The sequence below is a fragment of the Streptomyces sp. NPDC001100 genome (assembly GCF_053598575.1).
In genome coordinates this window covers 23778-36607 of record NZ_JBSFKO010000062.1, presented here as the reverse complement: position 1 = coordinate 36607, position 12830 = coordinate 23778, and the positions used below count along the sequence as shown (strand labels likewise).

Annotated in this window: 8 protein-coding genes; 3 read left to right on the top strand and 5 right to left on the bottom strand. The window is 72.5% G+C overall.

Annotation, left to right across the window (positions count from 1 at the left end; genetic code table 11):
• Window positions 1–81: 81 nt before the first annotated feature.
• The 3 genes from cysC to ACWDEW_RS46520 all read right to left on the bottom strand — a co-directional run bounded on the left by cysC (window position 82) and on the right by ACWDEW_RS46520 (window position 1906).
• Window positions 82–633, bottom strand: a complete 552-nt coding sequence (gene cysC, locus ACWDEW_RS46530) for an adenylyl-sulfate kinase (protein ID WP_450522085.1) — start codon at window positions 631–633, stop codon at window positions 82–84.
• A gap of 130 nt (window positions 634–763) precedes the next feature.
• On the bottom strand, window positions 764–1588 hold the full coding sequence (locus ACWDEW_RS46525; protein WP_450522083.1) for a PaaX family transcriptional regulator: 825 nt from the start codon (window positions 1586–1588) through the stop codon (window positions 764–766).
• 123 nt (window positions 1589–1711) lie between these two features.
• Entirely contained in the window at window positions 1712–1906 is a 195-nt protein-coding gene (locus ACWDEW_RS46520) for a DUF5999 family protein (protein WP_019075394.1), read from the bottom strand.
• Window positions 1907–2159: 253 nt separating this feature from the next.
• On the opposite strand from ACWDEW_RS46520, the gene ACWDEW_RS46515 reads away from it, so the two are divergent.
• Window positions 2160–2591: a DUF6299 family protein gene (locus tag ACWDEW_RS46515; protein ID WP_450522082.1), complete on the top strand. Its 432-nt coding sequence runs from the start codon at window positions 2160–2162 to the stop codon at window positions 2589–2591.
• A gap of 61 nt (window positions 2592–2652) precedes the next feature.
• On the opposite strand, the gene ACWDEW_RS46510 is transcribed toward ACWDEW_RS46515, so the two are convergent.
• On the bottom strand, window positions 2653–3804 hold the full coding sequence (locus ACWDEW_RS46510; protein ID WP_450522080.1) for a hypothetical protein: 1152 nt from the start codon (window positions 3802–3804) through the stop codon (window positions 2653–2655).
• A 229-nt stretch (window positions 3805–4033) separates the two neighbouring features.
• Here ACWDEW_RS46510 and ACWDEW_RS46505 point away from each other — a divergent pair, with 229 nt between their 5' ends.
• Window positions 4034–7375 (top strand): right-handed parallel beta-helix repeat-containing protein, encoded by a 3342-nt coding sequence (locus tag ACWDEW_RS46505; RefSeq protein ID WP_450522078.1) that lies wholly within the window; start codon window positions 4034–4036, stop codon window positions 7373–7375.
• A complete protein-coding gene (locus tag ACWDEW_RS46500; protein WP_450522076.1) occupies window positions 7372–8646 on the top strand; it encodes a S8 family serine peptidase in 1275 nt (424 codons plus the stop codon). The genes ACWDEW_RS46505 and ACWDEW_RS46500 overlap by 4 nt, the downstream gene beginning before the upstream one ends.
• Window positions 8647–8706: 60 nt before the next feature.
• On the opposite strand, the gene eccCa is transcribed toward ACWDEW_RS46500, so the two are convergent.
• Entirely contained in the window at window positions 8707–12642 is a 3936-nt protein-coding gene (gene eccCa, locus ACWDEW_RS46495) for a type VII secretion protein EccCa (protein ID WP_450522087.1), read from the bottom strand.
• Window positions 12643–12830 lie beyond the last annotated feature (188 nt).

The following is a 12830-nucleotide window of genomic DNA, read 5'->3' as shown; positions in this document are numbered from 1 at the left end:
GCCGCTCGAACTCACCCGCCACCTCACGGAAGATGTGCACCGCCTCGGACTCCAGAGCGTCCAGGTGCGAGAGCGAGAAGGTCACAGCAGCCCCCGCTCGGCCAGCACCGCGTACACCGCGTCCGCCGACTCCTGCGGGCTCTGCGTCTGCGTCCGCAGGGTGAGCGCCGGGTCCGTGGGCGGCTCGTACGGGTCGTCGACGCCGGTCAGGCCGGTCAGCGCGCCCGCGGCCTGACGGGCGTAGAGGCCCTTGACGTCGCGTTCGCTGCACACCTCCACGGGGGTCGCGACATGCACCTCGATGTACGGCGTCCCGCTCGCCTCGTGGCGCTTGCGGACGGCCTCGCGGCTGTCGGCGTACGGGGCGATGACCGGGACGACGGAGAGCACGCCGTTGCGGGCGAGCACCTCGGAGACGAGGCCGATGCGCTGCACATTGGTGTTGCGGTCCTCGCGGGAGAAGCCGAGGCCGGCCGAGAGGAAGCGGCGTACCTCGTCGCCGTCGAGGACCTCCACGCGACGCCCTTCGGCTCTCAGGCGATCGCTCAGGTGCTGGGCGATCGTCGTCTTGCCCGCACTCGGCAGTCCGGTGAGCCAGACGGTGGCTCCCTGAGCCCTTGCCGTGGTGGTCATGCGCAACAGTCCTCTTTCTTACCCGACGAGCGACGTCGTCGAAGGTTAGGTAAGAACTCTGAGAGGACCCGCTAAGGAAGCTGAGGTTTAGCTGAGTGACCGGTGGTGCGCAAGAGGTCGCGGTGGTTCGTCATGAACTGTTCATGATGCCCGCGAACACCGCTCCCGCGTCCCGCAGCCGTGCGTGCAGCGCGCGGAACACCTCGGCCGAGCGGGCGCCCGGCCAGTCCCGGGGGAGCAGGGAGGCGGGGAGGCCGGGATCGACGTAGGGGAGGTGGCGCCAGGAGTCCAGGGCGAGGAGGTAGTCGCGGTAGGCCTCCTCGGGCGGGGTGTCCGCGCGCCGCTCCCAGCCGGCCAGCACCGGCGCGTGGCGGTCGAGGAAGGTCTCGTGCTCCTTGGCGATCGCGGTCAGGTCCCACCAGCGGGCCACGGCGTCGGCGGTCGCCGCGAAGCCGAGGTGCTCGCCGCGGAAGAAGTCCACGTACGGGTCGAGCCGCAGCCGCCCGAGGATGTGCCGGGTCTCCTCGTACAGCCGGGCGGGCGCGATCCACACGCCCGGGGCGGCGGTGCCGAAACCGAGGCCGGACAGCCGGGAGCGCAGGATGTGCCGCTTCTGCCGTTCGGACTCGGGGACGGAGAACACCGCGAGCACCCAGCCCTCGTCGTCCGAGGGGCCGGCCGTGTAGATGCGCCGGTCGCCGTCGTCGAGCAACTGCCTTGCCTCGGGCGACAGTTCGTAACCGGCGGCGCCCTGGGCGGTACGGGCGGGCACCAGGAGCCCGCGCCGTTTGAGCCGGGACACCGACGAGCGCACCGAGGGCGCGTCGACGCCGGCGGCGGCCAGGAGCCGGATCAGTTCCGCGACCGGAACCGGGCCGGGCACGAAGCGGCCGTACGCACCGTAGAGCGTGACGATGAGAGACCGTGGAGCATGCTGGTCGGACACGTTGATCATCTTAGGTCGTCAGCATCACTGCTGGTCACCTGGGGTACGCAAGCTGAACCTGCACGGTTCGAAGATCACCGTGGGCAGCGCGTCCGGGAAGACGATCGCGCGGGACCGGTCGGGTGCGAGGGGTCAGGCGGCGACGGCGAGTTGGTCGGCCGGTACCCGGTGCGGGGCGACGATCCGGCCGTCGGGGAGCAGCAGGCCGCTGTCGTCGAAGACGATCGCGCCGTCGCACAGCAGCGTCCAGCCCTGCTCGGGGTGGGCGGAGACGACGTGCGCGGTGTCGGTGTCGGTCACGGGGCACGAGGACTGGTGGGAACACATGGCGTACCTCCACGTCGGATGCGATCCGTTCCGGCGGCTCCTTCGCCGCCCGCATCGCATATACAGACCATCCCCCCGCCGCGAACTCATCGGAACAGGCCGCTGTGAAGCGTGACAACACGCGGACAACACTCGGACGGTTCCACGACGCTCGGTGCGGACTCGCCACCGAAGGAGTGACGATCACGGGAGTTGGGCCGCTCGACCGGTACCAGTGGAGACCTCTGCTTCGGATACTTCAGGAGGTACTCCCATGTCCCTGCGTTCCGCCCTCGGTTCGGCGGCCGGTGCCGCGCTGCTGCTGGTCGCCGCCGCTCCCGCCGCGACCGCGTCCGCCGGCCCCTACGAGACGGTGACGGTCGACCCCACGGGCACCATCGCCCCGGACGGCACCGTCACCCTCTCCGGCACCTACCGCTGTCTCGGCAACTCAGGCCCGGCCTTCGTCAGTTCCTCCGTCTCCCAGGGCGACTCCGCGGTCCGGCACGGCGTCGGCGGCACCCGGGCGGTCTGCGACGGCATGGAGCACGGCTGGGAGAACTCCGGCAAGCCCTCGTCCGACCCGCTCGACCCCGGCCCGGCCCACGTCGAGGCCACGGTGATGGAACTGGCCCCCCAGGGCGGCCTGCCGCTGCCCCGCTTCCACGCGGTGCAGCACCAGGACATCACCCTGACCGAGAGCTGAGTTCCCACGCCTTCGGCCCGCCGACATCAAGGGCGGCGGGCCGAAAGGGAGTTCAGGTCGCTCAGTGCTGGGTGTTGCTCGCCCAGATCGCCGTCGAACCGGAGTAGATCACCATGTTGCCGTCGCCCTGGAGCCTGAGGTAGGCGCCGTTGTGGCCGGCGGTCTGGCTGGCCCAGACCGGCTGGTTGCCCGACGTGTAGACGACGAGGTTGCCGTCCGCCTGGAAGACCGCGTGGTAGTTCGAACCGAAGGTCATGGTGGCCCAACGGGGCTTGTTGTTCTCGTCGTACAGCACGAAGTTGCCGTCGGTCTGCATGCGCAGCCGCGCCTTCTTGGCGTTGATCGACTGGCCCGAGCTCAGCACCCGGGTGGCCGTGACGAGGACGTCCGACGGATAGCTCGACGTCGTGGTGGAGCCCGACTTCGCACCGGACTTGGTGCTCCCGGACTTGTTCGTGCCGGACTTCTTCGTCGGCTTCGCCGCCGCGGCCGGCTTCTTCGTCTTCACCGTCGTCGGCTCGCTCGCCGGCTCTGCGACGGTCGTCTTCCCCGGCGAGGTCTTGTGCGGGGCGGCGGCCTTCGTGGTGGCGTGCTGGGCGGGAGCGGACGGGCTGGACGAGGCGAATGCCCCGGCGCCCTGCGTCGCGCCGTCGCCGAGGATCGTGCCCGCCTGGTCGGCGACGACCCGGTCGTGGTTGTCCGGCGTCCGGTCCCGGCTCATCAGCAGCCCCGGTACGGCGATCAGCAGCGCGCCGAGCACCGCCGCACCGGCCAGCAGCGGGCGGCCCGGGCGGCCGACGGACGCGGCGGCCGTGTCGCCGGGGGCCGGTCCGTCCCCCTCGGGGACGCCGGCGGCCACCGCCATGGTGGGCGCCTCGGGCTCGGCGGCCTCCTGCCGCGCCGGTCCGGCGGCGGACTCCGGGCCGGCCGGCCCGTCGGGTTCCGCGGTCCTGTGGCCGGCACCGGCGAGCGCCTCGGTCTCCGCGGTGGAGGCCGCGGGACCGCTCAGCTCCGCCGCGACGGACTCCGCGGAGACGGTCCCGGCCGAACCGGCAGCCCCTGAATGGGATTTGGGTGTCGCACTCGCTGTGCTCGTCGCCGCGGATTCCTCGGTGGCCGAGGTCGACGCGGTGGCGGTCTCCCCGGCCGGGGTGGCCGCTGCCGAGGTCTCTGCCGCTGTCTTCCCCGCGGTCGGTCCGGTTCGGTCTGTCATCCGCCCTGTCCGCCCCAATCGCCCAGCAGTTCGTCGTGCGTCTGTATGGACAATCCTTTCACGCGCATACACGCCCGTGCGCCAACGACGGTTCCTTTCCCGGGAGTTAACAATCGTCACGCGCAAGCTCCGGTGCTGGTACGGCTGTTGCGGGACGGCACATAATTTGCCGTACGGCATGATGGGGTTGGCCGCAACCGACAGGTGCCGACACGAGGAGGTCAGCTGAGTGCGCCAGGTACTGACGGTCTGTCCGGAGGGCACCGGGGACGCCCGGACGATCGGAGAGGCCCTGGCCAGGGCGCGCGGCGGCGCGGTGCTGAGCGTCCGCCCGGGGACCTACGAGGAGAACCTCGTCGTCACCACCCGGGTGACCATCGTCGCCGAACAGGCGCGCGGCACCGTCCGGTTGGCACCGCGCAAGGGCATCGTGATCTCGCTGCGCGTGGACGCGGTGATGCTGACCGACCTGGTGGTCCAGGGCCAGGACGAGGAACAGCCCGCCGTGGACGCCTCGCACGGGCAGGTCGCGATGCAGGGCTGCGATCTGTCCGGCGCCTCCTGGACGACCGTACTGGCCCGCAACTCCGGCTCGTTGGCGATGCGCGAGTGCCGGGTCTCCAACCGCACCGGCGCCGGCGTCGTCGTCACCTCGCCGACCGAGAGCTCGCTGGAGTCCTGCACCCTCGAACACCTCGGCACCAGTGGTGTCGTGATCGGCGAACGCGGCCGGGCCACCCTGCGCGGCTGCACGATCCGGGACGCGCGCGGCAACGGCGTGCTCGCCAACGGCGACGCGCAGGGCTCCGTCGAGGACTGCGATCTCGCCTCGACGGACAAGCCCTCGCTGGCACTTGAGGAGCGCAGCGCGATCCGGGTGCTGCGGACCGTGATCCGCGACACCTCCATCGGTGTGCATGTGACCAGCTCCGCCCGCTGCGAGCTGGAGGAGGTGCGGGTCACCGGCTCCAGCGGGCCCGGCATCATCGTCTCGCACGGCAGCGACCCGGTCCTGCGTCGCTGCCGCACCGCCCGCACCACGGGCAACGGCCTGCTGGTGACGGACCGTTCACGCGGCACCTACGAGGACTGCTGGCTGACCGGCGCCCAGACGGCGGCGCTGCGGGTGGCCGGTGCCTCCTCGCCCACGCTGACCTCGCTGACCGTCCGGGACGGCGAGTCGGACGGCGTCCTCCTCGAAGAGGACGCGGCGGCCGAGCTGGAGCGCGTGGAGATCATCGACGTCAAGGGCGTCGGTGTGGTGATCCGCGGCAACGCCAACCCGCTGGTGCGGCGGGCCCGGATCACCGGCGCGGGCGGCAGCGGTGTCTCCGTGCGCGACGGCGGGCGCGGCCGGGTCGAGGACTGCACGGTGGAGGCCCCGGGCGGCGCGGGCGCGGTGGTCGCGGCGGGCGGCAACGTCTACCTCGCCGGATTCCGGGTCAACAACCCCGGCGGTGCCGGTCTGGAGATCGGCGGCGAGGGCACGGCCGCACTCCGTGACGGCGAGCTGGTCTCGGCCGGCGGCTGCGGTGTACTCGTGGACACCGGCGGCGAGTTGACGGCCAACCGGGTACGGACCGCCGCCTCCGCCGAACACGGCTTCCTGGTCCGCGACGGCGGCCGGGCCTCCCTGAACGGCTGCGAGGCGGCCGGTAACGACCGCGACGGCATCCGCGTCGAGTCCGAGGCGCCGGTCTCGGTCGTGGGCTGCACGGTCCGCGACAACAAGGGCGGCGGCCTCGTCCAGGCCAAGGCGGGCGGCCGGCTCGCGGTGGAGAACCTCACGAGCACCGGCAACGAGGCCCGCGACGCCTGGGGCTTCGGCGAGGCCGAGGGCACCGACCCGGCGGGCACCGTACCGGAGTCGGAGGGGCCCGGACGCCCCGACGGACCGATGGCCGCGCTGGAGGGCCTGATCGGCCTCGACAACGTCAAGGAACAGGTCCGCACCCTCGTCAACCTCACCCAGCTGGCCGCGCGCCGCGCCCAACTCGGCATGTCCGCACCGCCGATGAGCCGCCACCTGGTCTTCGCGGGCCCGCCCGGCACCGGCAAGACCACCGTGGCCCGCCTCTACGGCACGATCCTCGCCGAACTGGGCGCCCTGCGCTCCGGACACCTCGTCGAGGTCTCCCGCGCCGACCTGGTCGCCCAGGTCATCGGCGGCACGGCCATCAAGACCACGGAGGCCTTCGAACGGGCCCTGGGCGGCGTGCTGTTCGTCGACGAGGCGTACACCCTCACCTCCGACTCCCGTGGTTCCGGGGCCGACTTCGGGCGCGAGGCCGTCGACACGCTGCTGAAGCTGATGGAGGACCACCGCGAGGACGTGGTCGTCGTCGCGGCGGGCTACTCCGACGAGATGCGCAGCTTCCTCGGCTCCAACCCCGGTCTGGCGTCCCGTTTCTCACGGACCGTCGAGTTCGAGAACTACTCGGTGCCCGAGCTGGTGGAGATCATGGAGAGCATGTGCGTACGCCACCAGTACGCGCTCGCCGACGAGACCCGGCACGCGCTCGCGGTGCACTTCGAACGAATACCCAAGGACGCCGGGTTCGGCAACGGCCGTGCCGCACGGCAGGTGTTCGAGGAGATGGTGGACCGGCAGGCCGTACGGCTGTCCGCGCTCACCGACGTCACCGAGCAGGACCTCTCGCTGCTGCTGCCGCAGGACATCAGCGAGGAGGCGGCCCGCACCGCCGCCGACGGCCCGAACGCCGTGGACCCCGGCGACGACGCGCTCAGCAGGCTGGACGCGCTGGTCGGACTGCACGCCGTGAAGCGGGACGTCACCGACCTCGTCAACCTGGTGTCGACGGCCAAGCAGCGTGAGGCCGCCGGACTCCCGGTGCCCCGGCTCAGCCACCACCTCGTCTTCACCGGCCCTCCCGGCACCGGCAAGACCACCGTGGCCCGCCTCTACGGCGAACTCCTCGCCTCCCTGGGCGTGTTGCCGCGCGGCCAGCTCGTCGAGGTGTCCCGCGCCGACCTGGTCGGCCGATACGTGGGCCACACCGCGCAGTTGACCCGCGAGGTCTTCGAACGGGCCCTGGGCGGCGTGCTGTTCGTCGACGAGGCGTACACCCTCACCCCGCGCGAGGCCTCCGGCTCCGACTTCGGCAGGGAGGCCGTGGACACACTGCTGAAGCTGATGGAGGACCACCGGGACAAGGTGGTCGTCATCGTCGCGGGCTACACCCAGGAGATGGAGACGTTCCTCGCCTCCAACCCGGGCCTGTCGTCCCGGTTCTCGCGCCGGGTGGAGTTCGCCGACTACTCCTCCGACGAGCTGGTCACCATCGTCCGCGAGCACGCCGTACAGCTCGGCTACGAGTGCGCGGCCGGGCTCGGGCCGGTGCTGCGGCAGCACTTCGACGCGCTGCCCCGCGACCGGTCCTTCGGCAACGCGCGCACCGCCCGCCAGATCCTGGAGCGCATGATGACCCGCCAGGCGGGCCGGCTCAGCAGACTGGCCGTGCCCAGCCTCGACGACCTGCGGCTGCTCCTCCCGGAGGACCTCGCGGACCCGGCGAGCGCCTCCTCCTCCAGCGGGGCGGCCAGGGCATGACCACGGCACACGGCAAGGTCTCCGCCGCCGCTCTGGCGCTGCTGCTGACCGCTTCCGCGGGCGCGCTCGGCGCCGGGCCGGCCGCGGCGGCCGGGAGCACGGTCCAACTCCCCGTCCTCGCCACGCGGTTGGACGCCGGCGCGGCCTGCACGGCGGGCTCGTCGGTCCGCGCCACCGACCTGCCGTGGGAGCAGGTGTCGCTGCAGCTCACCCGGACCTGGCCGTTCGCCTCGGGCGCCGGGGTGACCGTCGGCGTGGTCGACACCGGGGTCTCGGCCTCCGCGCCCACGCTCAAGGGCCGGGTCACGGCGGTCGGCGACGCCGGGACCGACTGCGTGGGTCACGGCACCTTCGTGGCCGGGCTGATCGGCGCCGCCGTAGCGGACGGGGTGCGGTTCGCGGGGGTGGCGCAGCAGGCGCGCGTCCTCGCGGTGCGCGGCAGCGACGCGCGCGGCGCGGTCACCGCGGAGCGGGTCGCGGACGGCATCCGGGCCGCCGTGGACGGCGGGGCGAAGGTGGTGACGGTGTCGGCGGCGCTCGCGGCCGACACCCCCACGCTGCGCGCGGCCGTCGCGCTCGCGGCGAAGAAGGACGTCCTGGTGATCGCCGCCGCCGTACCGGACACCCCGGCGACGGCGACCTCGGCGACGGACAGCCCGCCCGCCCGTGACTACTACCCGGCCGCCGACGACGGAGTGCTCTCCGTCCTCGACGTCGACGTGAACGGCAAGCGGCCGACCGGTGCGTACACGACGGACAGTGCCGCCCTCGCCGCGCCCGGCGACGGGGTGGTCGGCATCGGCCCCGCGAAGAACGGCCACTACATCGGCTCCGGGGCGTCGTTGGCCGCCGGGTTCGTGGCGGGGGCGGCGGCACTCGTGCGCTCCGTCCACCCGGACCTGACGGCCGCCCAGACCGCGACCCTCCTGCGCACCTCCGCGTACCCGGCCGACGTGCCCCGCCTCGACCCGTACGCGGCCGTCACGTCGGTCCTGACCGGCACCACCACACCCCCACGAGGTGACTCCGCCTCCCCGGTCCACCTCCCGGCCGACAAGGCCGCCGGACCCCTCCGCCGCGCCCTGTGGCCCGCGTCGGCGGGCCTCGCCGTGATCATCGCGGTGGTGTGGCTGGGGCTGGTTCTGCCCCGGGGCAGGCGCCTGGGCTGGCGGCCGTCCCGGCTGTCGCGGCCCGAAGGCGGGGGTACGGCGGAGAGTGCGGAGAGTTCGGTTCCCGCCGGTGTCGGTGCCCAAGGGACCACGGAGAGCTGACAACCGAGGGGCGGGAGCCGGTCGGCCCCCGCCCCTCGATCGGCCTGCCTCGTCCGCTCGTTACTCCTCCGCCCCCGCCGCCAGCGCCGTCTGGATCAGCGACGGCTTGCGGCGGACGATGTGGAGCGCCCGGCCCGGGGGAAGGACCCGGGGCTTGACGTTGCCGAAGACGTAGCCCTCGGACGGGGAGCAGGACATCAGGATGCCGGGGGTGTTGACCTCGTCCATGCGGCGCAGGAGCTGGTCGTTCAGGCCGCGGCCCGCGCCGGTCGCCGAGCGGGCGACGACCACGTGCAGGCCCAACTCGTGGCCCAGGGCGAGGTGTTCGAAGAGCGGGGCGAAGGGGTGGTCCATGACCGTGCCGCCGCCGACCATGTCGTAGTCGTCGACGAGGACGAACAGCCGGGGACCCGACCACCAGTCGGCCAGCCGCATGCGGGCCGGGGTGATCTCCTGGCCCGGTACGCGGGTGCGCAGGGCCTTCGCCGAGCCGCCGACGAGTTGTTTGAGGGCCTCCAGGGCCACCGCGTGGCCGAGGCGGTACTCCTCGGGGACCGCGTCGACCAGGCCGCGGCGGTAGTCCACGACCAGGATGCGGGCCTCGGCCGGGGTGTAGCGGGCGACGACCGAGTCCGCGACCAGCCGGAGCAGGTTGGTCTTGCCGCTCTCCGTGTCGCCGACGGCGACCAGGTGCGGGGTGCGCGAGAAGTCGTGCCAGACGGTGCCGAGGGTCTCCTCGTCCTGGCCGAGCGCCAGCTTGAGGCTCTGGCCGTCGCCGAGTTCCGGCTCGGCGAGTTCGGCCGCGGGCAGCCGGTGCGGGAGCATGCGGACCTGCGGGGCGCGCGGTCCGTGCCAGGCGCTCGCGATCCGGTCCACCAGGTCCGCGACTCCCTCGCTGAGCGTCTCCGGGTCGGTGGAACCGTCACCGCGGGGCAGCGCGGACAGGAAGTGGAGTTTCGTCTCGACCGTCAGACCCCGGCCGGGGATCTGCGGTACCGCGCTCGCCTTGCGGATGTCCACCACGGAGTCCATCGTGTCGCCGAGCCGCAGCTCCAGCCGGGTCGCGGACTGGTCGCGGACCGGGGCGGTGAGCTCCAGCCAGCGGGCGGTCGCGACGATGAGGTGGATGCCGTAGTTGAGACCGCTGGTGGCGATCTGGTTGAACGTCGGGATGTACTGGTCGAAGTTCTGCCGGACCGCCGACCAGCCGTCGATCACCAGGAAGATGTCGCCGTGCGGCTCGTCGGGGAACTCCCCGGCCGCGCGGCGGCGCCGGTAGGTGGACATCGAGTCGATGCCGTTGTCCAGGAAGAACTGCTCGCGCTGGGTGAGGACGGCGGTGACCTCGGCGACCGTACGGCTGATCCGCTCGGTGTCGAGGCGGGCCGCGACCCCGCCGACGTGCGGCAGTCCGGTCAGCTGGGAGAGCGTGCCGCCGCCGAAGTCCAGGCAGTAGAACTGGACTTCGCGCGGAGTGTGGGTGAGCGCGAGCGCCATGATGAGGCTGCGCAGCACCGTCGACTTGCCGCTCTGCGAGCCGCCCGCGACGGCGACATGGCCGCCCGCCCCGGCGAGGTCCACGACGAGCGGGTCACGGCGCTGGTCGAACGGCTTGTCGACCAGGCCGACCGGGACGCGGAGTTTCCCGGCGCCGTTCCAGCGGTGTGCGGTCAGCCCGCGGTCCGGGTCCTCGGCGAGACCGCCGAGCAGGGTGTCGAGCGGGGAGGCGGTGTCCAGCGGCGGCAGCCACACGCGGTGCGCGGGCGGCCCGGAGTCACGCAGCCGGTCCAGCGCCACCGCGAGCAGGCTCTCGGTGCTCTCCTCCGCCTCGGGCTCCGGGACCGCGATCGCGGCCGGTGCCGGAGCGCGCGGCACGATGTATCCGGTCGACCAGGGCACCACCTGCGTGGCGACCCGGGCCTGCGCGACGGCACCGCCGCGCCTGCGGTACGGGCCGGAGACGTAGGCCGCGCGGAACCGGGTGAGGGCCTCGATGCCGCTCTTCAGGTAGCCGCTGCCCGGCTGGGACGGCAGTTCGTACGCGTCGGGCACACCGAGGACACCCCGGGACTCCATCGCGGAGAAGGTGCGCAGACCGATCCGGTACGACAGGTGCGACTCCAGCTGGTGCATCCGGCCCTCGTCCAGGCGCTGCGAGGCCAGCAGCAGATGCACGCCCAGCGACCGGCCGAGGCGGCCGATCATCACGAACAGCTCCATGAACTCCCGGTGCGATGCGAGGAGTTCGCTGAACTCGTCGACGACGACGAACAGGCTGGGCAGCGGGGCGAGATCGGCGCCGCCGGCCCGCGCCTTCTCGTACTCCAGGGCCGAGGTGTAGTTGCCCGCGGACCTCAACAGCTCCTGGCGGCGGATGAGTTCGCCGTGCAGGGCGTCCTGCATGCGCTCCACCAGGGCGGCCTCGTCGGCGAGGTTGGTGATGACGGCGGAGGTGTGCGGGAGTTCGTCCAGGCCGAGGAAGGTCGCGCCGCCCTTGAAGTCCACCAGGACGAAGTTGAGTGTTTCGGAGGAGTTCGTGAGTGCGAGACCGAGGACCAGGGTGCGCAGCAGCTCCGACTTGCCGGAACCGGTCGCGCCGATCAGCATGCCGTGCGGGCCCATGCCGCCCTGCGCGGACTCCTTGATGTCCAGCTCCACGGGCCGCCCGTCCGCGCCCACCGCGACCGGGACGCGCAGCCGGCCGGAGCCGGTGTGCCGCCGCCACAGCGTGTCGGGATCCAGCCGGTGCAGGTCGGCGATGCCGAGCAGGGTCGTCAACTCGGTGTCGTTCGACAGCGGTTCGACCGCGTCGGAGGAGAGACTCATCCGGTACGGCGCGATCAGCCGGGCCAGCGACTCGGCGGCCACCGGACCCACCCGGTCGGGGCGGCCCAGGACCGTGGTCTGCTCCTTGCGGCTGCGGTCGGTGCGCACCAGCGCGACCGCGTCCGGGGTCACGTCCAGGCGCAGCGTGGTGCGGCCGGGCCGCCAGGTGAGCGAGTCGGACAGGTCGAGGACGATCGCGTTGCGGAAGCCCGGCCCGTCGAAACGGTGGCCGGACGGGATGGCGGCGCCGTCCACCACGACCACCACCAGCGGCTCGTCACGGCCGGGCACCGCGTCCGGGTCGAACGCGGGCCGCTCGGAGAACTCGCTGCCGAGCTGGTCCTCCAGATCGGTGAAGGCCGAGGCCACCATGCGCAACGGCCCCGCGCCGTCGGTCTCCTGGGGGTGGTGGTTGTGCGGCAGCCACTTCACCCACTCCCACTCCGCGCGCACCTCGTCGGCGGTGCAGACCGCGATCCACAGCTCCTCCGGCGGGTGGAACAGGGCCAGTTGGGCCAGCGCGGCGCGCAGCATCCCGCGGCTCGCGTCCCGGTCGCCACGGACCAACACCCTTGACCAGGACCGCAGATACAGCGCGATGGGCTGGCCGGGAACGGTGCTGTAGGCGCGGATGAAGCGCCGCAGCGCGTGCGCGCACAGCGGTTCGAGATCCTCGACGGGCTTGCTGGAGACGGGAGTCAGCCGCATCGCGAGCTGCTGGTCGCCGACCGCGATGCGCACCTCGCCGAAGTCGTCGTCCTTGACCCGGCGTTCCCACAGCCGCGTGGTGCGGACCATGGTGCGCAGCACCCGGGGCTCGGGATGCCGCCAGGCCAGGGCGAGCTGCTGCTCGACCACGGCCCGCTGCACGGTACGCCTGCTCTGCGCCAAGTAGCGCAGATAGTCCCGGCGTTCACCGCGCAGCCGCTGCTTGCGGTCGCCGGCCTTGCGCATGACCTGGCCGACCATCATCGCGCCGGCGGCCATCACCATCATGCCGAGCGCGAGGTACATGAAGATGCCGCTGGACTGGCCGCCCGACCGCATGAACATCATCATCATCGAGACCGACATCATCGCCATCGGCAGATACGTCCACACCGCGGACGTGTCCGGGACGGTCTCCATGAGGGTCGGCGGCTCCTGGAGGACCAACTCGCCGGCGGGCATGTCGGGTCCGCGACGGCGGGCCGGACGACGGAACAGGACCACGCTCAACGCTTGGGGCTCCTAACGGACTTCGCGCACCGCGGCGGCATGTGGGGGCATGCACCGGAACCGGCCTCGGCACTGGCACGGTGGAGGACGCTGTCAACACCGTTGGTGGGGGCTCCCGTTGACGCGCGTCGTAGGGAGTG